The organism is Micromonospora sp. CNZ309 (assembly GCF_002846525.1).
Genome location: NZ_PJNG01000001.1, coordinates 2,673,745 through 2,700,119 on the forward strand (window position 1 = coordinate 2,673,745; position 26,375 = coordinate 2,700,119).

The 26,375-nt window shown below is 68.7% G+C and carries 14 protein-coding genes; 7 read left to right on the forward strand and 7 right to left on the reverse strand.

Features of this window, described 5'->3' with window-relative positions; all coding sequences use genetic code 11:
- Window positions 1-14: 14 nt before the first annotated feature.
- The 7 genes from CLT72_RS10565 to CLT72_RS31885 form a co-directional block, all read right to left on the reverse strand.
- On the reverse strand, window positions 15-6,152 hold the full coding sequence (locus tag CLT72_RS10565) for an RHS repeat-associated core domain-containing protein (protein ID WP_231926002.1): 6,138 nt from the start codon (window positions 6,150-6,152) through the stop codon (window positions 15-17).
- Between the two features lie 1,426 nt (window positions 6,153-7,578).
- Complete coding sequence (locus CLT72_RS10570) at window positions 7,579-12,792, reverse strand: carboxypeptidase regulatory-like domain-containing protein (protein WP_486484223.1); 5,214 nt, start codon at window positions 12,790-12,792, stop codon at window positions 7,579-7,581.
- Between the two features lie 739 nt (window positions 12,793-13,531).
- Window positions 13,532-14,764 (reverse strand): ArdC family protein, encoded by a 1,233-nt coding sequence (locus CLT72_RS10590; protein WP_088999602.1) that lies wholly within the window; start codon window positions 14,762-14,764, stop codon window positions 13,532-13,534.
- Between the two features lies 1 nt (window position 14,765).
- Window positions 14,766-14,942 (reverse strand): hypothetical protein, encoded by a 177-nt coding sequence (locus CLT72_RS31880; protein ID WP_157747093.1) that lies wholly within the window; start codon window positions 14,940-14,942, stop codon window positions 14,766-14,768.
- A gap of 57 nt (window positions 14,943-14,999) precedes the next feature.
- Window positions 15,000-15,749 (reverse strand): hypothetical protein, encoded by a 750-nt coding sequence (locus CLT72_RS10595; protein ID WP_088999601.1) that lies wholly within the window; start codon window positions 15,747-15,749, stop codon window positions 15,000-15,002.
- A gap of 27 nt (window positions 15,750-15,776) precedes the next feature.
- On the reverse strand, window positions 15,777-16,847 hold the full coding sequence (locus tag CLT72_RS10600) for a M23 family metallopeptidase (protein ID WP_157747092.1): 1,071 nt from the start codon (window positions 16,845-16,847) through the stop codon (window positions 15,777-15,779).
- Window positions 16,844-17,437 carry a hypothetical protein gene (locus CLT72_RS31885; protein ID WP_158242013.1) on the reverse strand — a complete coding sequence of 198 codons (594 nt, stop codon included), beginning with the start codon at window positions 17,435-17,437 and terminating at the stop codon, window positions 16,844-16,846. The genes CLT72_RS10600 and CLT72_RS31885 overlap by 4 nt, the downstream gene beginning before the upstream one ends.
- 154 nt (window positions 17,438-17,591) lie before the next feature.
- Here CLT72_RS31885 and CLT72_RS10605 point away from each other — a divergent pair, with 154 nt between their 5' ends.
- The 7 genes from CLT72_RS10605 (at window position 17,592) to CLT72_RS10635 (ending at window position 26,100) form a co-directional block, all read left to right on the forward strand.
- Complete coding sequence (locus tag CLT72_RS10605) at window positions 17,592-17,960, forward strand: hypothetical protein (protein ID WP_486484224.1); 369 nt, start codon at window positions 17,592-17,594, stop codon at window positions 17,958-17,960.
- Window positions 17,960-18,703 (forward strand): DUF8175 domain-containg protein, encoded by a 744-nt coding sequence (locus tag CLT72_RS10610; RefSeq protein ID WP_088999599.1) that lies wholly within the window; start codon window positions 17,960-17,962, stop codon window positions 18,701-18,703. The genes CLT72_RS10605 and CLT72_RS10610 overlap by 1 nt, the downstream gene beginning before the upstream one ends.
- Window positions 18,704-18,720: 17 nt before the next feature.
- Entirely contained in the window at window positions 18,721-20,031 is a 1,311-nt protein-coding gene (locus tag CLT72_RS10615) for a hypothetical protein (protein ID WP_144082231.1), read from the forward strand.
- 5 nt (window positions 20,032-20,036) lie between these two features.
- On the forward strand, window positions 20,037-21,521 hold the full coding sequence (locus tag CLT72_RS10620; protein WP_089003375.1) for an SCO6880 family protein: 1,485 nt from the start codon (window positions 20,037-20,039) through the stop codon (window positions 21,519-21,521).
- Between the two features lie 27 nt (window positions 21,522-21,548).
- On the forward strand, window positions 21,549-22,982 hold the full coding sequence (locus tag CLT72_RS10625; protein ID WP_101411239.1) for a hypothetical protein: 1,434 nt from the start codon (window positions 21,549-21,551) through the stop codon (window positions 22,980-22,982).
- The gene (locus CLT72_RS10630; RefSeq protein WP_486484225.1) at window positions 22,979-24,799 is read left to right on the forward strand and encodes a type IV secretory system conjugative DNA transfer family protein; all 1,821 of its coding nucleotides are present in this window, start codon (window positions 22,979-22,981) and stop codon (window positions 24,797-24,799) included. The genes CLT72_RS10625 and CLT72_RS10630 overlap by 4 nt, the downstream gene beginning before the upstream one ends.
- Before the next feature lie 83 nt (window positions 24,800-24,882).
- A complete protein-coding gene (locus CLT72_RS10635) occupies window positions 24,883-26,100 on the forward strand; it encodes a toprim domain-containing protein (protein ID WP_158242014.1) in 1,218 nt (405 codons plus the stop codon).
- Window positions 26,101-26,375: the final 275 nt, after the last annotated feature.

Below are 26,375 nucleotides of genomic sequence, written 5' to 3' on the forward strand. Positions count from 1 at the left end.
CGGCAACGAGCAGATCAGCCTGACGCGGCCACCGTACCGCCGATGGCGCCGACACCGATCGCCACTCCGCACGCACCGGCGCTCGCGACGATGCAGACACCGGCCAAGCCGACCACTCCGACGGTAACGACGGTCGTGACCACCCACGGGCTGAAGATCGGCTTCGGCGCCTCGACCGTCTTCGGCGCCTCCACGGGGACCCTTACCGGCTTCGGCGGAGGCGGCGGGGTGGGCTTGCGCCACCGGAAGGCACGGTAGAGCACCTGACCCTCGGTGGGTCCGTTGTAGACGACCACCGACTCCTGACTGCCGGGTACCGCCGCGAACACGAGAGAGGTCAATGCGAACCCCGGTTCGACGTTCGTGAACTTCCCATCCGCCCTGAGCTTGCGGATGTAGTGCTTGACGTCGCGCTCCGCCTCGTCTTCGCGATGAGCAATCTTGACCTCCCACACGTAGATCGTGTCGGTCTTGCGGTCAATATAGACGATGTCGGCCTTACCTGGTTCTCCACATTGACCCTTGTGGCTCTTTGTCTTGCAGGCGTCCGGGATTGAGTATTCAATCCTCACCTCTTCGGGATCACCACCCATGTCCTCTACCTGTTTGCGAATCCGATCGCGGGCAGCGAGCTGGGCAGCTTCGTGGCGCTTATTGTTCAGGTAATTGAGGAAATTGTCCTTTTTCTTTTTCTTTTCCTTGGCCTGCTTGGCCCGATTCTTCCGCTGTCGCTCGTTGTACTCGGCGACAGTTTCCTCCTCGAACTTGAGCCCGGAGGGGTCGGAGAAGGTGACCGGGTTGTTGTTGCTGTAGACGTACCCGTTTATCTGCTGCGGATCGAGCAGGTCCATAACTGGGTCGAGAGAGATGAATTTTCCGAGGGTCGGGTCGTACTCTCTGGCTCCCAGGTGCGTCAACCCCGTGTTGTCGATCGTGCCACCGACGAACCCCTTGTCGTTCGGCCAGGCCGGCGTGGTTCCGCGGGGTGTGCCGTACGGGGTCTGCCTACGTACCGTCGCCTGTTGGGAGTTGGCTTGGATGGCGACCAGCGCCGTGCCTTGGTGGTCCGCCCCAAGCCAGGTGAGGCCGCTCGCCGTGCGCGACCCCACGATCGACCCCGCGAAGGAGTAGTAGCGGGTACACGACGTCGTGCCGGTGCTGTTGGTATAGCGGATCTCCTGACCAGGGAGGTAGAGAGTCCGACCGGCGGGGTCACGGCGGACGAGCCGATTGCCGTCCGCGTCGTAGACGTAACGGGTCTCACCGGTGGCGTCCGTAGAGGTTTCCAGATGGCCCTCGGGATCCCAGGTGAGGGTCTGGGTGCCCGCTGACGGTGTGGGGCGGGTCGTCATGTTGCCCGTCGCGTCGTAGGTGTAACTGCCGCTTCGGGCACCAGAGGTGTTGGTGACCGCGTGCGGACGGACGCTCGTACTCCCCGAGGCGGGATAGTGGTAGGTCGTGGTTGATGCGCCCGAACTGGTGTGTATCACCTCGCTGGTGCGATTGCCGAGCAGGTCGAACTGCCAGGAGTGCCAGTAAGGGGCGGGCCCTCCGAGCGCCGTTGTTGGCGCGGCCGTGCAGTCGCCGTTGGCCGGGGTCCACGCCTCGGTGAGTCGGCGGAGATGGTCGTAGTCGAAGCACTGGGTATCGTCGACCGGGTCCGGCGCTACATCGGCTGCTTTGGTGATGTTGCCGAAGTCGTCGAAGGTGTACCGCGTGTCGGCGACGACGTTCGGTGCCACGGAGTCGCGATCGGTGCGGACGCCGGTCAGCCGACCTGTCTCCAGTTCGCGCGTGTACTTCTGGAAGACGCGCCCACCAGTGCCGGCATACAGCTCGATTTGGTCGACGTTGCCCAGAGCGTTGTAGTCCGTGTCGGCGACATATGACGAATTCGTGCTGCCGTACAACGTGCTGAGCGTGGTTGGCAGACCCAGCGGGCTGTAACCGTAGGTCAGCGTCTCGGCGGGGAGGTCGGTGTTGGTCGACGGCAGGCTGGTCGATGCGGTCGTGTCGTCGAGGTTGTACGTGTTGTTGTAGTTGTACGTACCGCCGATACCAGTTTCGCTGGAGGGGATCACGACCTGGGTGTTACCGGGTTGGTAGCTATCGGTGTAGTCGAGGATCCTCACCTGGTAGGATGCGGACCCGACTTTGCGCGTGGACTGCGACAGATAGCCCTTTGCGATGGTGTCGTAGATCCATTGGGCGCGCATAGTGCCGCCGACCTGGTTCTCGTACGTGGCCCGCTTCCGTCCCAGCGGGTCGTACAGGTAGGCGATTTTCTTACCACGCGCGTCGGTGACCGTGGTAACCCGGTCGGCGTTGTCGTAGGTGGATTCCGTGAGGCCCTTGTCGGGGTCATCGGTTTCGACCTGCCGGCCGCGGACGTCGTAACGGTAGATCCAATCGTTGCCCTTCGCGTCGGCCACTGTGGTCAGGTGGCCCCTGCGGTCGTAGGTGTAGCGCGTCGCGTCCCAACTCCCGGCCGTGCCCGGGGTGGGGGTGGCGGTGTGGTACTCACGCAGTTCGACGGTCCGGTCTCGGACGTCGGTGACCTTGGAGGTTGCCGTGCCGCCCGCCGGAGGGGTGACGTCGGTACGGTCGCCGGAGTAGTAGGTGGTTGTGCGCCACCGCTCCGTGCCGTAGGGCTGGAAGACCAGATCGGTGGTCCGGCCTGCGCCGTCGTAGATGCTGCGCGTCTGCTTCGGGACGGATGCCTTGTCCGTGGCGGTCAGCAACGTGCCGCCGGGCGAACCGCTCGCGTGGTACGCCTCGAAGTTCAGCACCGAGCGGCCGGTCGAGTCGTAGAAGGCCTCTGTGATGAGCCGGCCGCCGGATGGCGACGGTTTCTGCGTCTGGCGGCTGCGAAGCAGGCCGTCGAAGAGTTCATAGGTGGTTACGTAGGCGCCTGCGGCGTTCAGCCGGGAGGATGCGATCACCGATGGCGCGTCGGCGCGGATCTGGTAGGTGAAGGTGCTGTTCGCCGTCTCGGTCGCCTTGTCCCGGCCTGGCATCCATACCGACGACAGTCGGCCGAGCGGGTCGTAACTCAGGTCGGTTCGTTTGCCGTTCGGGTCGATGATCGACGTCGGCAGCCCCCACGCCGCGGCCATCGTCGTCGTGGTCTCGTGCAACAGGGGATTCTTGGTCAGCGTCGAGGTGACGACCCCGTCGTTGGCCGGAGTGAAGGCGACGGTGGTCTGCTTGTCCATCGCGTCCCAGGAGGACGTGACGCGGCCGTGGACGTCGTGGGCGTCCCGCTTGACCACCGTGAACGTCGGCGTCCCGGCGTTCCAGGCCGCCATTTCCTCGGTGTGGGTCGCGAGGCCCTTGGTCGGCGTGGCCTCGAACGCCTGGTTGTCGTAGCGGGTCCGGGTTTCACCGATCACGTCGGCTTCGGTGAGGGTGGTGGGGTTGGCCGTATCCGCGCACTTGACCGCATAGGTCTCGACCCGGTGGAGGCGGTCCATGATCCAGTCGGTGGAGTTGCGCGGGATAAAGTCGTTTTTCGTGCACTGCTCGTCGCCGGCGACCCCGTCTTGGCCGAGGTCGTCGATGGTGAGTGGCATGCCGAAGTTGTCGTACGTCGTGACTGTCTTGTTGACCCGTTCGCCGCGGCCCGCGTCAAGGGTCGTGTGGCGGGTCACCGTACCCACCCGGGTGAAGCGTGCGGTGACGGTGTCGCCGTTGATGGTGCGGGTGGCGGTGGCTGGTGACGGCCACGGGGCTGCCAGCTCACGCTGGACGACGGGTCCGCCGGGGCCGTTGAGGATCTTGGTCTCGCGGAGCAGGCCGGCGTACCAGTCCTCGTCGTTGATGCCGTCGACGGTCGTGGTTCGGGTGCCACCGCTTGGTGTCAACTTGTCGCCGTACATTCCGCGGAAGTAGCGGGTCTCGGTGTAGGTCTGTTCCCCCGGGTCACCGACGGTGAGGCCGACCCGGCCGTACCCCCGGTAGTCCGACCAGGTCTTGTGCTTCTTCTCAATCAGGCCGTCATCGTCGTTGTAATGCCAGGCCGCTCCGTCGAGGTAGTCGTACGAGTAGACCGTGCGTGGGCTGCCGTTCGGTGGAACACCGCCAGTGTTGTCGTTTTCATAGATAGTGGTCACCACGTACTTGTGGAACCAGTCAGTGACCGGGTTGGTGTAGCCCTCCGGTTCCCAGACGACCGGGTAACACCGCCGAGTGTTCGTGTGCGGTGTCGGCATGGTCTGGCCGGCCGTGCAGTCCTGGTCGGAGTAGTTGACGCTGATGGTGCCGCCGGTCTCGTTGCGGATCTTGGTGATACGCATCCAGTTCATGGCGGCTGCGAAGTCGATCGTGTCCACCCGATTGGACAACTGCACCGGGGTGAACAACACGTCCGGGACGGAGGCAGCCCCCGCGACGAGGCCGGCATGGGACAGTTTGTCCAGCCACAACCCGGCGCGGGTGCCGTCGCCGGGGTCGGGGAAAGTGTGCGTTAGCGTCCAACGCTCGACATCGCTGTAACCGGTGCCACTGCGAATCTGGGTGGTGACCGTGGAGAGCCGTTTGGTCGACCAGAACGTGGGGAAGAACTTGTCCGGGCAGGATCCGCCGGAACAGGCCATGTCCCACGGGGTGTCCGGCCAGTGCGTCTCGTCGTGTGTCGCGCAGTCGCTCAGGCAGCGGTCACCCACGCCGAGGTCCACCCGCAGGGGCGCTGCGGTGCTGAGGACCGAGTCGACGCCGTTGACCTGCCGGGTGCCGTAGTCAATCCGGTCCAGCCAACCACCTCTGTCGTAAGTGGCGTCGTCCTCGGCGTCTAGATTACGGCCGTACTTGTTGGTTTCCTGTTGGTACCAGTACGACGCCGAGTTGCCGGAGGTGTCGACAACGTAGTCGAGGTTCCACCGCCACGCCTGCATGCAGTCAGAGTCGATGAAGGCCGGCGCTTGACAGGGTTCACCCGGGTCGTTGCCGAAGACCGGGACGGTGAACGTCGAGTTGGTTTCGGAGTTGCCGGATGCCCATCCGGGCAGCCGGTTGCGGCCGAACCAGTACTGGATGCCGTCGCTGGTGGTGACGACCCAATGCTCGCCGTTGTTGTCGCCGTTGCTGGCACCAATCTTGCGCTCGATGCGGGAACCGTCGTCGCCCCGCAGGTGCCAACGACCCTCAGCGGCGTTGTAGATCAGCTCACCGGAGTGGCCGACGAGGGACAGTACCGCGTTGTCCGTCTCCCAGCAGAGGTCGCCGGTCTTCTTGTCGTTGTTGGCTGAGCCATCCATGTCTCGCGCGCAGCCCTGGTACCGGCGCTCGATGAACCCGCCGATTGACGGCTCGAAACCCTCGCCTATCCAGGACGGCTGATTGTTGGAGGCGGCGTGCTGGCCGTCGACCGACTGCGAGGAGTATGACAGGCCAATCTGGGGTGCTGGGCCACCGAGCGCCGGGGGTGTCCGCATCGGGTACGACCACGTGAAGGCACCGGTGTTGCCGCCGGCGGCCCATGTCGCCGATGGGTTCAGCGGGGAGGCCGCATAGTCCCCGGCGGGACCGGAAGGTCCCGCCGTGGCAGCCACCAGGGTCTGCGCTCCGTTCACCGGCACATCAGCTGACAAGGACCTGGTGGCGAGATCGTTACGTGACGGCAGTGGGCTCCCGACGCACTGCTTCTTTTCGGGGGTGCTCAGGGCGCAGGCGGGCAGCGCCACAAGCCGGAGTCGGCTTGCCCAGTCGGCACCGTAGGCCGTGGCGAACGATCGGTAGTCGACAGTGAGTTTGGTGTGGCCGGCGACGGCAACACCATCAGCACGGCCGAGACGCAGCACCAGACCCTGCACTCGGGCCCGCTCGGTCGCCACCCGGTCGAGGACCTCGACTCTCACCCGCTGTGGGTCTCTGGCCGAACGTACCTTCCGCTCCGCCGCAGCCAATGTCACGGGCAAGTCGCCGGCTTTGACCCCGCCGGTGCCGGCAGCGGCCACTTCGACCACTTCCACTCCGGACTGCGGCCACGCCGCAGCCGGTTTGCCGGCCGTTGATGGCGGCCGCTTCGCCAGCACTGCCGTCTGCGGTTTGACCGGCTTCACTGGCACGGTCGGCACCGGTTTAGCCGACGACGGGGTGTAGGTCTCCTTCGACGCCGCCTGCACCGGGGGTGCGTGGAGCAGGGCGGCCACCACGGTGGCAGTCAGGGGCGCAGCAATCCACGAGCGTCGCCGAGATATGACTCTTTGCCATATTTCCAACACCGAGGGTGATCGCAATGGCATGGGTGACGTCACCAGTGGCCTCCGGGGCTTCGGATCAGCGAGGGTTCAAGGACTGGGTGGTACCGGGTGGGTCAGGAACTAGGCGGGTTGAAGCGCAGCCCCAGGCCCGGCCGGAGGGCCGGCTGGCGGTAGGTGTACTGGATGGCGGCGGTGCCCTCGGCGTTCTCGATGCCGATGGTGGCGGCGCCGCCGCGTTCCAGGAAGGTGCCGTCGTTGTCGATGTAGGTGAAGCTGTAGCCGCCGGCCTCGTCGATGACGACCTGGAAGGTGATCCGGGTGAGGGGGTCCTCGTAGGAGTGCACGTTGCGCCACTCGACGACGAACTGTCGGTTGGGGGCGCTGCCCCGCACCGCGGTGCGGACACTGGCGTTGCTGTCGACGAACCAGTCGTGCCAGAAGGGGTAGAGCGCGGCGTTGGGCTCCTCAGGACTGTCCGGTGAGGGGATCGGCCACGCGTCCGGTGACGGTTCGCCGGGGTCGACGAAGCTCAGCACGCCGTTGATGTCCACCCAGCCGGTGGTGTACGTCTGGCCGTAGTGCGTCACGGGGAAGGGCAGGGTGACCGGGGTGAAGGCGTCGTCGCCGCTCATCGGGAGCACGGTGCCGCTGGCCGGCGTGTAGGGCACAGCCTGTTCGGTCAGCGTGTAACCGCCTCCGCCGGGGGTCGCGCCCAGGGCGTAGTCGGCGGCCGCTTGAATGTTGGTGCCGACCACCACCTGCCGGACGTCCGAGCCCTTGCAGGCTCCGCCGGCCACGGTGACGACAGCCGCCCAGCTGCCCGCCGGCACGACGGCCACCTGGTACGTGCCGTCCGCGGCGGTGGTGGCCGTCCGGTCGGCCACCTTGACGGTCGCCCCGGCCACCGGGGTGCCCTGGCAGGTCACCGTGCCTGCCACGCTGCCCTGCCCCGGCGGGTTGGGCTTGAAGGTGACGCCTTGGCCGCTGGCCAGCCAGGTCTCCCGGTGCAGGTACTGGAAGCCGATGGACCCGTCGGCGTTCTCGATGCCCACAGTGGCCTCGCCACCCCGCTCGACCGGTTTGGCCGGGTCGATGTCGGCATAGGCGAGCGTGATGTCACCGCCTTCGCTGAAGATCACCTCAAAGGTGGCCCGGGTACTGGTATCGCCGTAGAGGTGCACGTTGCGCCACTCCACGACCCACTGCCGGTTCGGTGCGGTACCGCTGATCTTCGTGGCGATCCGGGCCTGCGAGTCGACCACCCAGTCGTCCCAGTGCACGTACACGGCGGCGTTCGGGGAACCCTCGGCGGCAGGTGACGGGAGCGTGCCGGGAATCGACCCGATCCAGCCGAAGTAGGCCGGGTCCTTGAAGCTGATCAGGCCGTTGGCGCTGATCCAGGCCGAGGTGTACGACTCGCCGTAGAGCTTGACCGGGAACGGCGGGTTCTTTGGCCACACCGTCTCGTCGCCCTGCCATCCCTCGACCACGTCGCCGGGGACGAAGGTCTGCGCACCGCTGGTGCACTTGTAGCCGAACTCATCCCCGTCGACCATGACCGACAGGTCCACGTCCGAAGTCCCCCGGGGTGGTTGACGGTCTCACGGGCGTACTGGCCGGCGCACCGGTTGTCCCCGGTGGACGCGGTCACCTTGTACTCACCGACCTTCACGCCGGTGAACTGGTAGCTGCCGTCCGTGCCAGTAGTGGTGGTGCGGTTGCCCGGGTTCAGGGTCACCGTCGCACCGGCGACCGACTGACCGGTCACCGCGGTGGTGAGCACACCGCTGACCGTGCCGGCCGGCGCGGGGCTGTAGGTGATCGAGCTGTTGCCGGTGAGCACCGCCTCCTGGAAGGAGTACAGCGCCGCCACCGTGCCCGAGCCGTTCTCCAGGCCGATGGTCGCGCCCGCGCCCTGCTGCACCGGGGTGGACATCGCGCCGTAGTGGTACGCGATCCGCCCGTCCTCGTGGAAAATCACCTCAAAGGTCAGCCGCCCGGTGCTCGGCGGGCGGAAGTTGACGTTGCGCCACTCGACCACGTACGACCGGTTCGGGGCGGTACCGAGGGTCTGGGTCCGCACGCTGGCCGACGCGTCGACCTCGAAGTCGTCCCAGAACGGTGCCACCACCGCGTTGGGTGCCGTGGCCGTCGGCATCGTCGGGTTCGCCCAGGTGTCCGGCTCACCGGAGGCGCTGCCGAAGCTGACCAGGCCGTTGGTGTGCACCCGACCGGTCGTGTACGCCTCGCCGTGGAACTGCACCGGGAACGGCAGCGTCACCGACGCCGTCGCGTCGTCGCCGGTCAGGGCGAGGACGTTGGCCGCCGCGACGAAGCCGCCGCTGCCGGTGGTGCACGCGTACCCCATGTCCCCGTAGTCCGGTCCGAGCTGCAGGTTGCGCACGATGTCGGCCGAGAGCTCCACCTGGGCGCGCACGGCCGAGCCGCAGCGGCCGGCGAGCTTGACCGAGACGGTGTAGCTGTCGACGACCAGGCCCGTGAAGGCGTACGTCCCACCGGCGCCGGTGGTGGCGGTCAGGCCGCTCGGGTCGAGCGAGATCGTGGCGCCAGCGACCGGGGCGCCGCCGGCGTCGGTCAGCGTGCCGGAGAGGTTGTGCGTCTCCAACTCGCCGGCGACGTCGGGACGGATGAAGGTGATCGCCTTCCCGCTGGTCAGCACGGGCTCGCTCACGGAGTACGACAGGCCGTCCTCGCCGGCTGCCGCCTCGATGCCGACGATCGCGTTGCCGCCCTTCTCCGCCGGGGTATCGAGCTGGTCGTAGTTGGTCGTCACCGTGCCGTCAGGTGCCAACACCACCCCGAAGGACAACCGCTCCGCCGTGTTGCCCTTGCGGTGCACGTTGCGCCACTCGACGACGAACCGCTGCCCGCTGCCCGTGCCGGTGCTGGAGGTACGCACGCTCGCTGACGCGTCGACCACCAGGTCGTCCCAGAACGGCGCCACCAGAGCGTTCGGGTCCGCCGGCGCGGGCAGTTGCCCGCCGCCGGTGTAGGGGTGGGAGCCGCCCGGGTCGGTGAAGGAGAGCAACCCGTTCGTGTCGACCCAGGCGCTGCGGTACGCCCCGCCGTAGAACGGGAAGGCGAACGGTAGCTGGACCGTGGCGACCGCGTCGTCGCCGGTCAGCGTCAACGGGGTGGCCGCCGTGGCAAGTGCGGCGGTCTGCTCGGAGCAGGTGTGGCCCAGGTCGTCACTCAGCGCGGACATAAAGATGTCAAACGTGAGGCCCTGGCCGTCGATCTCGATTTGGCCGCTGAACGCCTGGCCGCACCGCCCGCCGAACGTCGCGGTGATGGTGTACAGGCCGGGTGCGAACCCGGTCAGGGCGTAGCTGCCGTCGGCGCCTGACGCGCTCTGGTGGCCGCCGGGCTGAAGCTGGACGACCGCTCCGGCCTGCGGCATGAAGTTCGCATCCCACACGGTGCCGGAAAGGCTCGCGGCGGGGGCGACGGTGAACTGCCCCTGGTTCATGCCGCTGACCCGGTTGCCGTCGTCCACCGCGACCGCGTACACCGGCCGCTCGCCAATGGTGGTGGTGCCCACGTCAACGGTCACAGTGGCCGTGCCACCTGCGGCGGTGGCGTTCACCGTGCTGCCCAGGCCGGTGCCGTCGACGCTGTACTTGAACTTCGTGACATTCGTGTCGCCGCCGGCGTCGAACGTGACGGTGAGCTGGCCGCCGGCGGTGATGGCGGTGCCGTTGGGGAAGGTGATCTTCGGCTGTAGCGGCACGGCCAGCTTCGCGAGGTTGGCCGGCGTCTCGATGAAGTTGTAGAACCGCACATCGTCCACCGTGCCGGTGAAGAAGCTGTCGGAGTTGCCGTTGAACTTGCGCTTGCCGATCGCCACCTCGGTGGTGGCGTTGAAGCCGCCCACGAGGGTGGCGGTGGCGGTCTGTGCGACCCCGTTGACGTAGAGCGTCATCTTCTTGGTCGACGCGTCGTAGACGCCCGCCAGGTGGGTCCACTTGCCGGCGGTGGGCATGGAGTCGGACAGGACGCTGTACCCTGCGGCGTTATCGGTGTCGGCGGCCGCCATCGTGAACCGCCAGCGTTGGTTGCTGCCGGCATAACCGAGGTGGTACGCCGACATCCGAGAACCGCTCGTGCTGACCACGGTCTGCACGCCCGTGCCCGCCGTGGAGTTGATTTTGACCCACGCGGCGACGGTGAAACTCGAGTCCGTCCGGACCGGGGTGGAGACTCCCGTGTCAGGGTGCGGTGTGTTGATCGTCCCGGTCTTCGTCGCCGCGGTGGTGCCCGACAGCGACAGCGTGGAGCCCACCCCGGACCTGCCGGCAACTCGGGTAGCCGAGCCGAGGGCCAGGGTGTTGCCGTGGCCGGAGACGTCGGTGGCGTTGGTGCCGGTCTCCTCGAACGTCCACTCCGCAGCGGGTCCGGATCCTGCCTTGACGCTGAACGTGTACGTCACCGGGGTGGAGAATCGACCCGCGTGGTCCTTGGACCACACGTGGAGCACGTTGACTCCGTCGTGCAGCGGCGCCAGGCTGATGGACGCCCCGTAGTCGGTGGTACGCGCCGGCACGGTCTTCGCCGCCGTCAGCACCCCGGAGTCGAGGCTGTAGGCGTACTCCCGCACCTCGTGCGGCCGGGTCGACGGCGGCGCGACGGTGAACGTGCCGGGCAGGCCGACGCCACCGCGCGGCACACCGTCGTTGGTGTAGTTCGTGGAGCTGACGCCGGTCGGTGCCGGCGGGGGCGTCGCGTCTACGGTGAACTCGCACGTGCCGGACCAGGCACCGTAGTGGGAGCCGTCCCACGTCCGGGACTGCCAGACGTAGCTGCCGCCGTCGGTGAGCTTGCCCGACGGGATCGCCTTCGACACCGCCGAAGGGTTACCCGCCGCCTGCGAGACCTTGTCGGTCTCGTTACGCGCACCGCCGACCGGCCACCAGTAGAACCAGGAGGTCAGCGACTGCTGCGAGGTGTCCGGGTCGGAGTGCCTCGCGGCCAGGATCGGTGTCATGGTCAGCACGTACGGGCGCGACGTGCCGGTGGCACAGGCCTTGCCGTCCGACTTGCGGTCCGACGGGGCATTCGGGTTGGTGTTGTAGGTGATCGCCAACTTCGGCGACGCGTGGTTGAACCGCTTCCACTGCCCCAGCGTGCCCTCGTCGATCGCCCGCAGACCCACCGTCAACGTCGACCAGTTACTCGCCGCCGCCTTCGCCACCATGGTCTTGACGTTGAACTCGATGGTGCCGGTGCCGAGACAACCGTGCGCTGCCCCGTACTTGCGGTTGCCGACGGTCTGCGCCGTGTAGCTGCTGTACCAGCTCGGCTGGTTGTTCCACGTCGTACCCGACGAGATCGCCCCCGTCATCCACAGCTTCGCGTTGGTCTTCGGGCTACACGTCCAGGCGTGCCGCTGCTCCACCCGGAACTGCGCGGCGAGGATGTGCTTACCGCGTACCGACGAGGTGTTCATCCGGAACATCGACCGGATGATGTGGTCCGCACACCCCTTGCAGTCCTCTGTACGACCGGCACCCGCCGAACCGAAGGTCTTGCCGTTGTACAGCGCCGTCGAGTTCTGCCAGAACGAACTCGACTTGTGCTTGCTCCACACCGACGTCCACGCGTTGCTCGAGATGCCACCGGTCCACGAGGGGTCGATGTAGATCGGCAACTTCGTACGCGGGTCGGTCAGCATCGCCCTGTCCGGCACCAGCGTCACCGTGTCACCATCCACCCGCACCGGCATCACGGCACGACGAGCGGACTCCGGCACCGCGCTGCGTCCTGGCGAACCCGGCGCGGACCGCTCCTGCTCCTGCTGCGCCGCGTCCGGCTTACGCGGTGCGCCGAGCACGCGCACCCGCTTCTCCGCCGGCTTGGCCCCGTCGACCTCGACGTCCGGAGCCTCTGACGAGTCCCACATCAGGGGCGCGGGCGCGGCGAACACGGTGCCGCCCTTGTCGTCACGAGCCGCGAGACCTCCCCCGGCCGCCGTACCGACGGTGACCCCCTTGGTGCGCAGCCCGAACCGCAGGGACGCCAACTTCGGATCCGCCGCCGCCTGGCGGGACCGCACGACCAGCACCTCGGAGAAGCCCAGTGGCTGTGCGGTGACCCGTAGGTCGACGTCCGGAAGGACGTTCCGGTACACCGCCGTGGACCCCTCCAGCACCGGCTTCGGCAACCCACCCGGCCAGGTCATGGCGACCTCGCGGTCACCGTCAAGGAGCCGGGCGATCGGGGCGTCGCCGCCTGCGGAGAAGGCCATGGGCAGCACGGTGGCCCGCGGCGCCACCCCGTCGGCGGACGCCTTGAGCGTGGTGTCCACCGGCGCCCAGGAACCACCCTTACGCACCCGGGTCGGCTCGATGCTCTGCTCCAACGTCCGCGATCCGTCGACGTTCAGGAACGTTTGGGACCACTCCGTACGCGCCGAAAGATCCTCCACTCGACGGCCGCAGATCGCCAACATCCGACGGGCCGCACCGGCGTCAGGCTGCTCGTCGACGCACAAGGCCTTCGCGGGTTCGGCACCGGCAGCGGAGGTAGCGGGCACCCCGAGCACCGAGGCAGCGATAGCCGCGACGACCACCACCGCCGTCCACCGTTGGCGAAAACCCGATGTAACGCGCGAGACGTCCGCAGGCATGGGCCAACCAGCCACCAGCCACCCCCGTGATCATGTCTGACAGTGCGCCGAACACTAGAGATGCAGATGCATAGATGTAAAGAGGCAACTACAACTGGTGATCACAAGACGGACAACGCCCCCTACAGGGGGCAGCCGATTGACTGAACGTCGCCTGACATTCCCGATGACTGGGCGACAGCAGCCCCCGCTCGGGCTGGGTCCTACGCAGGCCGTGATCAAGGACGCTGGAGAAGGAGAAGCTGCTGGCGGTCCTGGCCCGCAAGCAGGACGCGGTCCTGGAAAACCTGACCGAGGAAGACCTACTGGCCCGAATCAACAACCTGTAGCCCGCCGACAATCAGCGTCTGCCAGCAGGCCCGCACATCGCCGAGAAGTACGGTCGCCATGCAAGACCTATGCGGCCAGGCCGGCGCCCAACGGCCACTTCTCGGCGAACTCACATCGGTACAACAGCGACGCGACGCCCTCTCATTGGCAGATCCGCGCACTGTCGTGCGGCACACCGCAGTCTTGGCCCTTACGCACCGTTACTTGGCTCTCGGCGAGACCGCCCGTGGTGGGTCCAGTTATGGCCGCCTCGGCGGAGCCCTCTCGGCCGTCATACGTAGCCATCATGACGAAGGATCGGGTTGTGGGTCCTGAGCACGACGCGCACAGAGAAGTCCACCGTAGCGGGGTGGGCTCATAGTAGGCGCGCTCCTCTCCGGGCGGTGACGGCGTTGGCAGCAGCCGGGGCTGGAGCTAGGTCGCCGGCGTGCACCGTTCGGGGAAGCGGCGGAAACGCGCGCGCGGCTGCGACGAGCGGCTGCTCGATACTGGCGGTCGCACGGCTGGCGGAGGCTTCGGCGGTGGCACGCGCCGCCGAGGCGCGGCGTACACCGTTGGAAACTTGGGCGGCCAGCGCCGGTGCGACGGTGGCGCCGTCGGGGGTGCGGTTGGTGTCGACGGCTTCGGTGATGCGAAACGCGGCGGAGACGATCCGCTGGCCGGCGGCCTGCACGATGCTTTCTGGGCTCTGGCCGGTCTGCTCGGCGGCGCGCTGTGCCCACAGCGCGACGTAGGCGAAGGTGTACGTCGATGTGTCCAGCCCGTAGCGTTCGGCGACCAGGAACGCGACGCTCTCGGCCTCGACCTCCCGCTCGCCTCGGCAGCCGCGAGTGGTGTCCCAACCGAAGTCGCTCGGCGTGTGCAGGTCCACGTGTCCGAGCTCGTGGATCATCGTCTTGACTGCCTGGGCGTCGTCCACGTCGTCGCGGACTTTGATCAACCGGTTGGTGTAGTCGGTGAACCCGTTCGCGCCTCGGCAGTCACCACGCTCAACGGTGTATCCCCGCTCCTCTGCGAGCATGACCAACTGGTCGTACAACCCTGCGGGCGCCTGGCCCTCGAGGAGTTGGGGCATAACGTCAGCGAATGCAGGTCCGCCGGGCACATCGATGTCCGGACCTTCGGTCTGGCTGATGTCGAAGACGGCCACGGGCTTGAACGCGTACAGGACTCGCGCCGGCTGGGCGGCCTGCTCCCCTGCCGACAGCTGAGGGCCCTGCTTCGTGGGCTCGCTGCGGTCCTCGGAGCTTTCCTGTGGATCGTCCGTCACGCGCTTCGTGACCGGGGCCAGGATGGCGATGCCCTTCTCGCCCTTGCGCACGTGCCGACCGAATTCGGTCTTCCACCGCTTGTAGCCGGCCACCCACGTTGCATCTGGGCGCTGCGCCATGATCAGCAAGACGTTGTTGAAGGAGTAGCCGTGGAATTTGGCGGCGAACTGAAGCCATCGGCGCCACTGATCGCTGTCCGTGATCTTGCCGACCTCCGCGACGACGCGCTCGTGGAGGTCGGCGAGCTTGGCCCGTCGTTCGGCAGCCCACTCTTCCCGCTGCTTGTCGCTTGGCGACGTCCCTCGTCGGGTAGCCATGTCACCGTCCCGCCGATCCGGCCAGAGGCAGGCCCATCCGGGTGGCAAGCTGGTTGATGAGTCTCTGCTGGGCGTCGAGCTGGCGCTGTTGCGCCTCGCAGGTCGCGGTGAGGTCGTCGATCTGATCCTGCAACGCAGTGATGGTGGCGTCTCGGTCGAGTCTCGGCTGAATGCTCATCGGGGGTCCCTTCAGTGGCGTGGTGTGGCTGGGCGATGGGCCCGGGATGGGAGTTCGTCAGCGGCTTCGCCGGGGCGATGCCGGTTGAGGAATGGAAGCCACCGGGCTCACGGTGGGGGCGGCGGTGTGGGTGACCGACAGTGGCCGGAACGCGACGGCCGCTTCGGAAGCAGCCGGGGAAGATCGAGGTGTGGGTGCCTCGGGCGGGACTTTGAGGACTCCGCCGATGACGTCGACGAACCAGTCCACGGCGGGTCGTCCGTCGATCTGCGTCTTGTTGATCTGGTGCTCGCCGGTCTTCTTCGTCACGGCGGCGTAGATCGCTCGGCTGGTGGAGTGGGGGGCGTCCTGTTGGCCCTGCCGTTGGCCGTGATTCCAGCCTGCGACGACGCCTGCGGCGATTGGGCTCAGGTCGGGGTAGTCGTTGCGGGCGGCCAGGTGGGCGCTCTCGCGGGCACGGCCGGGGGTGTCCTGATGGCCGGTCTGGCCGATGACGGTGGCGGCTTCTGCCACCGCCCATAGGAGGTTGCGGGCGTCGGGGTCGTCGATTCCGGTGCGGGTGAGTCGGGACATGGCGTCAAAGGCAGCGTTCTGGAAACCTTCCACGGCTCGCCGGTGGCCGGCTTCCGCGCCGCTCCGGTAGCCGGGCTTCCACGCGGCGTCGACGACGGCGCGTTCGGCGGCCGGTGACGTGGGCATTCGTCCGGTCAGTGCTTGGCTGATGGGTGCGGCCAGCCAATCCACGGACATCCCGGGCATGCGGGACTGCAGGTGGAACAGCATCGTCCATGCTCTGATCTGGTCCATCGGGTCTCCAGTCACAGGAAGTTGGGGTCAGAAGCGGATGCCTAGGTCAGCCATGACGGCTGCCGGGTCCTGGGCCGTCTGGTTGTTGATCGGCGGCGCGTTTCGATGGATCTGGTAGTGCAGGTGTGGACCACTGGAGTGGCCGGTGGAACCGACGCGGCCGATCTCCTGGCCGACGTCGACGGCCTGCCCAGGGGCGACACTCAGGGAGACCAAGTGGCAGTAGGTGGTGCCCATCCCGCCGGCGTGCTGGATCTCGACGGTCAGCCCGCAGCCGGGCAGGTCAGGGTTGCCGGGGCGGTCGCAGTAGGCGCTGGTGCATTCGGCGGAGGTGACGGTGCCTGCGGCGGCCGCCAGGACTGGTGTGCCGGTGGGGGCGATCAGGTCGATCCCGCGGTGAGCGCGGTTCCCCCGCGGGGCACCCCATCCGTCACCGACGCTGTAGCTGCCCTCCGGCAGGGGCACTCGCCACTCGCCGGTCGCGCCCCCACTGCAGCTGATGCCCAGCTGGCCGCGGACGAGCTGCACCAAGCGCTGGGCCTCGCTCTGCCACTTCGCGTACGCGTCCGGGTACCTGGAGACCTGCACCGCCTGGGCGGCCTCAGCCAGGGACATGGCCTCCCAACCGTTGACCTTGACCAGAGCGTCGTAGAACTTCCCGGCGGCGTAGTCGGGAGTCATGCGCTGCACGACAGTGCCCCACCCGGGCCGCTGCTGGAACAGGCCCACAGAGTCGTGGTCGCGCCCCACGCCCTCGTGGGGAATGCCCAGGGATTCCGGCACCATCGAGTTGGCAAGGTTCCGCAGTGTCGACTCCTGCATCGCCGTCGCGACGGCAACCGTCCACCCCTTCGACGGCACGTCCTTCTCGGCGCCGACCCGGACGATGGTGGCGGCGTGGCCGACCTGCGCCGGTTTCCAGGAGGCGTCTGCCGCGCTTCCGGGAGGGTTAGCTGAGGGTGACGGCGGGACGACCGTGCACTGGTACGGGGGCGACGCCACCACCGCCACACCGCCGACCATGACCAACGTGAGCGGCACGAGGAACGCGACGGCCAGGGCGGCGGCGCCCCACTTCCACGCCGTGCTGCCGTTCATGGCCGCACCGGCTGGACGTCGTAGTGCGCCACCCGCCATCCGGGCTGGCCGCTGTCTCCGGCGCGCAGGGTGCAGGACACGACACTGTGCTCGGTCCAGCCGCGCCACCCGCCGTCGCCGACCGGTGTCGCGGTGAGCCGGACGGCCCGGTGCGCCTCGATGGTGCTGTCGTGCTGCGGGTGCATATCCGGCTGTGGACGTACCTGGACGTCGACTCGTACGCGGTGCGCAGCCCACGTCTCCCATCGGCCGTCGCGGTCAGCGGCAGCGCTCTGACCCGCCAGTGCCCCGGTGGCGTAGGCCGACGCGCGGGCGAAGGCGTCGCCAGGCCCGGCGTCGCGCGTGGTGTCGACCCGGTACAGGGCGGTGACGAAGGCCTGGCATACGTGCGCCGGATCGGTGTAGTCAGCCTTCGAGTCACGTGGCGGCACCACAGGAGGCGCGACCGAGGGCGCGGCGGCGGCCGGCTGAGCGCCAGTGTCCTGTCGGCTGGGGGCGGCGGGGCGGGTCGCGCAGCCAGCCACGACTGCCACCAGCATCGCGGCGCCGAGCGCGCCAGCGTTCGGCGGCGTGATCTTCATGGAGAACATGGCGTGACGATGCCGCCCGGGTAGCGCCGTTACCGCTGCCATCGCAGGTCACGAGGGGTGGTAACGCTGCCGGCTACACCAGCGGCAACGGTCCCGTCAGCGCTACACGGCGAAGGTCATCGGCAGACGCACCACCCGGTGCGACACCCCGACGATGGCCAAGGAGACACCCGTGCTCGCTACCTTGCTCGCGTTCGCGGCCGACAACACCCAGGGGGCGGTCGACGTCCTGGGCGCGGCGCCCTCTCCGAGTGGCGCGCCTAAGCCGGTCGACGTGCCCAATCCGGCCCCGGTCGCACCCGAGGGCCTGCAGGCCTTCGGCGACATGTTCTTGGGCTGGATGAAGTGGGTCCTCATGATCGGCGGGGTCGCTGGCCTGTTCGCTTCCGGGATCATGATGACCGTCGGTCGGCGCAACCGGTCCTCGCTGGCCGCCGACGGCGCGGCCGGCATCCCGTGGGTCCTCGGCGGGCTCACCCTCGGCGCGATGGGCGCCCTGGTTGTCGGCGCGGTCCTGCAGTAATGACCTACGACGTCATCGACCGGGCCCGGCACCGCACCCGTCGCTGGATCGCCGCCGTCACCCTCGCGCCCGCGGCGGCGGCTGCGCTCGGCGTCGCGGCCGTCGCCGCCCTGCGCGACGAACCCAACGCGGCTGCGCAGCAGGCGAGCGTCACCACCGCCGCGCCTGTCCCCGACCCCACTGCCCGCGCCGTGGCATTGCCAGCCGACCTCAGATGGACGCCGGTTGCCGGAATCTCCCTGCCCGTGTCCGGTCAGGCCGGTCCGCTCGACACCGGCGGCGGTGCAGCACGCCGCTTCAGCCACGACGAGGCTGGTGCGCTTCTCGCCGCGGTGCACATCACGGTGCGCTGCGCCCCGCAGCTCGGACCGGGCGTGTTCGACCAGACCCTGCAGAAGCAGGTCGTCGGCGCGGACGCCCCGGCGATGCGGTCGAAGGTCGGGCAGGGCTACGACCACCTACGCGCCAACGCCAACGTCCCGTACGGGCAGCCGGTCGGGCGCCTGGAGGCGGTACTGCGCGGATACCAGCTGACCAACTACAGCCAACAGGCGGCGTCCGTGCTGCTTCTCACCGAGGCCCGTGACGCGCAGGGCAACCCCCTGCTGGCCGCCACGACCGTGTACCTGCAGTGGACCGGCACGGACTGGGCGCTGCTCGCCCCAGCCGGCGGTGACTTCAGCGCGGCGGTGTCGCGAGCGGGCAGCCCGGACGGCTTCCATCCCTTCATCCCTGGACGGTGATCATGTGCAATCCGTTCATGCCTGTGAGCTGCACGGGCGTCTTCGGTGCAGAGAGCAGCGTCAGCGAGAAGATCGGCGGCTCGGTCACCGACATGTTCCTCGGCGGGCTCGCGGGCTCGATGAACGACGCCATCAAATGGGTCATCACCGTCATGGCGTCCTGGATCTTGGTGCCCTCCACGGATCTGTGCGCCGGCGACCCGAACGCGGCGGGCTGGCTAGCTGACTGCAACGCCGCTGGTGGGCCCGCTCAGCAGTTACGGGGCTTCCTCCTGCCGATCACGGTCCTGGTCATGGTCGGTGGCCTGATCTGGCAGGGCATCACCATGGTCATCACCCGCAAGGGCGAGCCGATGCTGCAAGCCGTTCGCGGGGTGTGGACCAGCGCGCTGTGGGGCGCCATCGGCATCGGTGGAACCCACCTGGCACTCAAGGCCTCGGACTCGTACTCCCTGTGGATCCTGAACAAAGCGATCATCAACGGCTCCAACAGGCCACCCCTCGACGCGCTCAGCGCGGCACTGGGTTCCATGCTCCTACCAACTGCCGGCGTGACACCCCTGGTGACGATCTTCATCGGCGGCCTGGTCTTCTTCCTCTCCGCTGTCCAGGCCGTACTGATGATCTTCCGCGAGGGCTCGGTGGTGATCCTCGCCGGCGCTCTGCAGCTGGCGGCCACCGGCTCGATCATGCGGGGCACCAGCCAGTGGCTGTCGAAGGTCACCGGCTGGGGAATCGCGCTGATCGCGTTCAAGCCCGTCGCCATGACCGTGTATGCGACGGGCTACATCCTCACCGACGGCAACGGGCGCAGCTTTCTCATGGGCCTCGCGGTGCTGGTGCTCTCCGTGGTCGCGCTCCCGACGATGATGAAGTTCTTCACCTGGACGACCGGCGCGATCGCCTCCGGCGGGAGTAGCGCCGGGATGGCCGCCGCCGGCGCTGCAGCGGGTTTGCACGCCGCGTCGTCGCTGCGCAGCGTCGGCGGGTCCAGCGCCGGCGAGCACGCCCGCTACCTCGACACGAGCCTGGGCGGTAGGTCCGGCGGCGGACCGACCGGCTCCGTCCCCGTCACACCGACGGCAATGCCCCGTGCTGGGGCGTCAACTGCCGCCAGCGACACTCCCGTCGGGGGTGCCGCGGGTCGCACTGCCGCCGCAGAGCGCGCCGCCGGAGGTGGGGCGACGGCAGCCTCAGGAGTCGACGCAGCCGCGACAGGGCCTACCGCTCTCGTCGTCACGGGCGTCGCCACGGCCGCCCAAGCCGCTGGCAGCGCCGCCAAGTCCGCCGCCGACGCAGCCGCCTCCACTACCCAGGACAACAGGTGACCACCATGACCACTGACCAGCAGATCCGCACCTACGGTGGCTGGCGGCGCAGCCGCGGCATGGGCCTGCTCGGCCTTGGCCCGGCTCAGACCCTCACCGTGTTCGCGGCGATCACCTCGCTGCTGATCGCCGCATCGATCAGCATGACCGCATTGGCGTGGGTGGCCGCTCCCGCCGTCGCCACCATCGCCCTGCTACTACTGCGCTGGGACGGCGTACCGCTGGCCACCGGCATCATCCGGCGCGTCCGGTGGCTGATCGGCACCACCCGCGGCTACACCTCCTACCGGTCCGGGGTCATGGCCGTCGGCGAGAGCGCCTTGCAGCTGCCCGGTGTCCTCGCTCCGACCACCGTGCTTACGGTCACCGACGAGGCCGGTGGCAACTACGGCGTCGTCTACAACCGACGGCTGGGCAGCATGACGGTGACGTTGCGCTGCGCCGCCACCTCCACCTGGCTCGCCGACCCGGACGCCACCGCATCGTGGGTCGCGAACTGGGGAGGCTGGCTTGCCAACCTCGGCTACCTACCCACGGTCCAGCACATCGCGGTAACCGTCGACACCGCACCCGACCCTGGCTCCCGGTTGTCCGACTACATCTCCGGCCGAATCGTGCCCCACGGTCCCGCCGCCGCGAGGCGGGTCCTGCAGCGCCTGGTGGAGGTGTCCCCCGCTGCCGCTGCCGACGTCGGAACCCGTGTCAGCATCACCTTCAATCCGGCGGCGTCTCCGACGAAACCGAAGGGCGTCGAGGAGGCACTGGCGGAGATCAGCCGCGCCCTGACCGGGCTGCAGGACTCGCTGGGCAGCTGCGGGCTGACGGTCCTCGGTCGGGCCACCGCCGACCAGGTCACCGCGATCGTGCGCACCGCCTACGATCCCGTCATCCGCGGTGACGTCGCTCGCCTGGGCGCGCGCGGCGGCGATCTGGCCCGGTGGTTGGACTGGGACTCCGCCGGCCCGGTCGCCGCCGAGGAACACGTCGACCGCTACGTCCACGACTCCGGCACATCGGTGACCTGGTCGATGCACGAGGCACCGCGGCAGTCGGTACACGCCGACGTCCTCGCGCGGCTGCTGGCGCCCGGCCCGTACACGAAGCGGGTGAGCCTGATCTATCGGCCGCTGCCCGCTGGCGATGCGGCCCGTGTCGTGGAGGCGGAGGTCAACGCCGCGCAGTTCCGGCAGGCCTACCACCGGGCGCAGAAGCGGGACGAGTCCGCCCGCGACCTCGCCGACCGGGAACGCGCCAACCAGACCGCCCGCGAGGAGGCGGTGGGCGCCGGGGTCGGGCTGATGTCGCTGTTCTGCACCGTCACCGTCCTCAACCCCGAGGACCTCGGCAAGGCCGTCGCCGACGTCGAGTCACGCGCCGACATCGCGAAGATCAGATTCCGCCGCATGTGGGCGAGCCAGGCGGCGGGTTTCGCCACCACGCTGCCGTGCGGTGTCTGTCCCCCGCAGCTGTCCCGCCATTGGCCCCGCTGACCGCCGCTCCCACTGGAGGAAATCCCGATGGCACCAACCACCGCCGGTCTTGCCCCCGCATGGGGAGTGCGCGCCCCGGGCACCGGCCGCGCCAGCCACATCGACCCCGGAATGGAATACCAGGGCACCACCGTCCAGCTGGCTGGGCTGTACCCGTTCGTCGCCGGCTCTGGAGCACCGACCCTCGGCACCCCGATCGGCCGACACATGCTGTGGGGCGAGGTCGTCTGCCTCGACCCCCTCGAATGGCTGCGCGCCGGCCTCATCACCAACCCCGGCATGTTCGTGCTCGGCCAGCCCGGCGTCGGCAAGAGCACCATCGTCAAGCGGCTGATCACCGGCATGACCGCCACCGGCACGCAGGCGCTCATCCTCGGCGACACCAAACCTGACTACACCCGCCTGGTCGAGCACCTCGGCGGACAGGTCATTCGCATCGGCCGCGGTCTCGACCGACTCAACCCCCTCGACTCCGGTCCCTTGGGCACGGCGATGAAGCGCATGGGCGCCGCGGAGGCCCGGCAGTTGCGCCTGGAGATCCGCGGCCGCCGCATGTCGCTGCTGCTGGCTCTGTGCGCCCTGGTGCGGGGCCGGCAGATCGACAACCCGGAGGAGGTCGTCCTCGGGCGGGCGATCGACGTGCTCGCCGAGCGGTCCGAAGCCGATCCGACCGTGCCTGACGTGCTTGCCCTCATCGAGGCCGGCAGTGACGAGCTGCGCACTGCGGCACGGGCCCGCAACGACGGGGAATACCGCCGCCGCGTCGACGCACTCGTGCCGACCCTCGCGCTGCTATGCGAGGGCAGCCTCCGCGGCGTGTTCGACGGTCCTACCACCCGGCCCCTGGACCTGGACGCTCCGGCGGTCAGCGTCGACATCTCCCGTGTCGCCGCCGCCGGCGACCAACTCGTGGCAGCCGCGATGCTGTGCGTGTGGGGCTACGGCTTCGGGATGGTGGATGCGGCCGCCGTGCTCGCCGAGCAGGGTCTCGCCCCGCGCCGGCAGTACCTCGGGGTGATGGACGAGCTGTGGCGGGCCCTACGCGGCGCATCCGGGCTGGTCGAGCACGCCGACGCGCTGACCCGCCTGAACCGGCAGCGTGGCATGGCCTCGGTCATGGTCACTCACTCGCTGGCAGACCTCGATGCCCTGCCCACCAAGGAGGACCGCGCCAAGGCGCAGGGCTTCATCGAACGGTCCGCCGTCAAGATCCTGGCCGGGTTGCCGCCTCGGGAGCTGGCCCGGGTCAACGAGGTCATTCGCCTGTCCGGGCCGGAGCGGGACCTGGTGTCGTCGTGGGCGGCGCCGGAAGCGTGGTTCGCCGGCAGCGTGCACCCTGGCCGCGGCAAGTACCTGGTCAAAACCGGTGAGCGGCCCGGCCTTCCGGTGGCGCTGTCGCTGGTCGGTGAGGAGTGGGAGCTCTACGACACCGACACCGCGATCCGGCAGGCGCAGCCGTGAGCACCCAGCCCGTCGAGCCGCGCGGCAACGCCGGTGGGATACAGACCCCGTTCATGGTGCTCGGCCTGGCCTGGGGGGCCATCGCCTTGGTATGGCTGTCTTGGCTCGCAGGGCGGATCGCCGCAACGGTTACCGGTAACGCGGCCGGGCCACGCTTCGGCGGTCCATTCGTGCAGGCGCTGTTCGCTGCCGATTGGGTCACCTTGTTCCCGGGCGTGCCGCCGCCGCTGGTAGCGGTGATCTACACCGTCATCCTGGCGGTCACGGTGGCTGCGGTAACGGCAGGTTGGCTGTGGTGGCAGGGCCGCCGGCCGCCGGCGGACGACCCGCTGCCGTCGCTGGCCGCCCCGTCGGAGGTGCGCCCGATGACGTTGCCGGAGATCGCCCAGCGGGCGCGTCGGCTGCGACCCAACCTCGCCCACGTGCCGGCGAAGGCGATCGAACCGGCCTCGGCGGGGCTGATGTTGGGCGGACACCGACGTCGACGTGGCAGCGGCGCGACCCTGTATGCCTCCTGGGAGGACGTCCTGGTGGCGCTGATGGCGCCCCGGGCCGGCAAGACCACCGCGCTGGCGGTCCCGGCGGTGATCAACGCGCCAGGTCCGGTCATCGCTACCAGCAACAAAGCGGATCTGTGGGCAGTCACCGCCGCGCACCGCGCCGAGCACGGCAGGGTCTGGGTGTTCGACCCACAGGCCATCACCCACGAACAGCAGAGCTGGTGGTGGAACCCGCTGGAAGCCGTCGGCGGGATCGAGGACGCCCAACGACTGGCCGACCACTTCGTTCAACAGATCCGCAATGGCCGCAGCGGCGACGACTTCTGGATCCTCGGCGCCTTGGACCTGCTGACCTCCCTGATCCTGGCGGCCGCGCTCGACAGGGGCACGCTCACGTCGGTGCAACGGTGGCTGTCGGACTCCACTGCCCGGGAACCCGGCGAGATCCTCCAAACCCAGGGGCACGCCGCGTCCGCGCGGGCCCTGGCGGGCCGGCAGGCCGGCGCGCCAGAGACCCGCGAAGGCCTGTACGAGACGGCACGGACCGCAGCCGCCTGCTTGGCCAACCCACAGATCATGGCCTGGGTCACCCCGCCAAAGCATCGGGTGTTGCCGGTCCTCGACGTGCGGGCATTCCCCGGCAGCGCAGACACCATGTACCTGCTCAGCAAGGACGGCGCCGGTAACGCCGCCCCGCTCGTCGCCGGGCTGGCCGACCAACTACTCCGGGAGGCGGTGCGCACCGCCGAGGTGCGCGGCGGTCGACTTGACCCGCCCCTGGTCGCAGTGCTGGACGAGGCGGCAAACATCTGCAAAATCCGCGACCTTCCTGACCTGTACTCGCACCTGGGCAGCCGGGGGGTGATCCCACTGACGATCCTGCAGTCCTACCGGCAGGGCGCCCGAGTGTGGGGCGACAAGGGCATGGACACCCTCTGGTCGGCGGCCACAGCGAAACTCGTGGGCGCAGGAATAGACGACGCGAAGTTCGCCGAGGACCTGTCCCGGCTCGTCGGTGACCATGACATCGCCGTGGCCTCCCGCACCCGTGACGGTCGGGGCGGTACCTCCTGGCAGACGTCGGTACGGCGCCAGCGCATCCTCGACGCCGCCCAAATTCGCGCCATGCCCAAGGGCACCGCGCTACTGCTGGCCACCGGCACCCGGGCCGTCATGCTGGACTTACAGCCCTGGTACACCGGGCCACTGGCCGCACAGCTCACTGCGGCGGCAACCGCCGCCGAGGCACGGATCACCACCAACGCCAACCGGAACCACCACGGGATGACGCGTCATGAGGAGGCGACGACATCGTGATGGCCTCCCCTGACCCAGTCCGAGCGGCGAACACCGGCCGGGAGCACGATCCCCGGCGACTCCTTGCCGCCAACGAAGCCGCGGTGGCCTGGTTCCGCAGCCAGCTCGCCGGCACCGAGGAACCGCGCCGCTACCTGACCAGCCGCGCCCTGGGCACCCTGGTCGACAGGGAATGGCCCTGGCGGGTTGGCTACGCGCCACAAACCTGGTCGGCCCTGACCGATCACCTGAAGGGAATGGACTTCTCTCCCGAGGACCTCGTAGCCGCGGGGCTCTCCAAGCCCACCCGCGACAACCCGGACCGCCTGATCGATGTGTTCCGCGACCGGATCATCTTTCCCATCCGCGATCCCGACGGACACGTCGTGGCGTTCATCGGCCGTGCCAGCAACCGATCCCTCACCGCCGACCCGCAGCTGCCCAAGTACCTCAACACCCATGAGTCGCCCCTCTACCGCAAGGACAAGCTGCTCTTCGGCGTGGCCGAGCAACAGGACCGCATCCGGGCCGGCTGGCGGCCTGTACTCGTCGAGGGCCCGGCGGACACGATCGCCATCTGGCTCTCGTACTCTCGCTCCGGCTTTCCCGGGGCGGTCGCGGTCGCACCGTGCGGCACGGCCTTCGGCGCGGCCCAGGCTGCCATCCTCCGTTCGATGCCTGGATGCCGCGACGCGATCGTGGTGGCCTTCGACGGCGACCCGGCCGGGCGCAGGGCCGCCGATGCCGCGTTCGCACTGCTACGACGGCCGGGCGGGCAGGGCAGGCTGCTCGCCGCCGAGTTCGCGGCCGGCGCTGACCCGGCCGACCTGCTCGCCCGGCCCAACGGTCGCGCGCAGTTGCGCGCGGCGCTGCGACACCAGACCCGGCCGCTGGCCTTCGCCGTCGTCGACCACCACCTCGACCGCCTGCTCGGCCGCAGCCCGCAGCTGCTCGACGACATCGGGGGTCGCTACGAGGCGGCGCGGATCCTCTCACCCTGGGTGCTCGACGCGGGAGACCCTGGTGAGGCGTACCGGCTCGCGCAGCACATCGTTCAGAGGACCCGGATCGCCGAGCGGTCCCACGACGGTATCGGCACGGTGACGGCCTACGCCGCCGACGGTCTACTGCACCGGATCGGTGGGTTCCCCGCAGGACTCGACAGCGGTTCCGCCGACTCACACGCTGGTCGCCCCCGCCCGATCGCGGTTCCACCGCTGCGATCCGTACCCACCGCTCCTTGGGCACTTACCGACCCATCTCGGCCTGGGCCCGCGTATGTGAGTCAGCGCGGCCCACGCCAGCAGCGCCGCCAAGCATGAATGAGGACGAGACTCGACTCAGCACGAGGGCTCTGCTTGCGTTGCATCCGCAGTGGCCGAACCCTGGCCCACCAGGACACCCATGACTGGCCCCACGGGGATTCGATCCTAACGAGCCGAGTCACGTCGCCTAATGGGAGGAGTGACCGGCGCCGACCGCCTGAATGCCCGCTCGTAGCCGAGAACAGTGCGTGCACCTGGCTCGGTCACGCCCAGGCACCAAGACGGTTTGGCGATACCCTCTCTTCGTGACCGATAGGGCGGAGAGGACGGAG

What these genes read in the sequence shown, in the direction of transcription:
- CLT72_RS10620 (WP_089003375.1), top strand. Translation starts at nt 20,037, where the DNA reads ATGACCACTGACCAGCAGATCCGCACCTACGGTGGCTGGCGGCGCAGC.
- CLT72_RS10615 (WP_144082231.1), top strand. Translation starts at nt 18,721, where the DNA reads ATGCCTGTGAGCTGCACGGGCGTCTTCGGTGCAGAGAGCAGCGTCAGC.
- CLT72_RS31885 (WP_158242013.1), bottom strand. Translation starts at nt 17,437, where the DNA reads ATGTTCTCCATGAAGATCACGCCGCCGAACGCTGGCGCGCTCGGCGCC.
- CLT72_RS10625 (WP_101411239.1), top strand. Translation starts at nt 21,549, where the DNA reads ATGGCACCAACCACCGCCGGTCTTGCCCCCGCATGGGGAGTGCGCGCC.
- CLT72_RS10605 (WP_486484224.1), top strand. Translation starts at nt 17,592, where the DNA reads ATGGCCAAGGAGACACCCGTGCTCGCTACCTTGCTCGCGTTCGCGGCC.
- CLT72_RS10610 (WP_088999599.1), top strand. Translation starts at nt 17,960, where the DNA reads ATGACCTACGACGTCATCGACCGGGCCCGGCACCGCACCCGTCGCTGG.
- CLT72_RS10590 (WP_088999602.1), bottom strand. Translation starts at nt 14,764, where the DNA reads ATGGCTACCCGACGAGGGACGTCGCCAAGCGACAAGCAGCGGGAAGAG.
- CLT72_RS10595 (WP_088999601.1), bottom strand. Translation starts at nt 15,749, where the DNA reads ATGGACCAGATCAGAGCATGGACGATGCTGTTCCACCTGCAGTCCCGC.
- CLT72_RS10600 (WP_157747092.1), bottom strand. Translation starts at nt 16,847, where the DNA reads ATGAACGGCAGCACGGCGTGGAAGTGGGGCGCCGCCGCCCTGGCCGTC.
- CLT72_RS31880 (WP_157747093.1), bottom strand. Translation starts at nt 14,942, where the DNA reads ATGAGCATTCAGCCGAGACTCGACCGAGACGCCACCATCACTGCGTTG.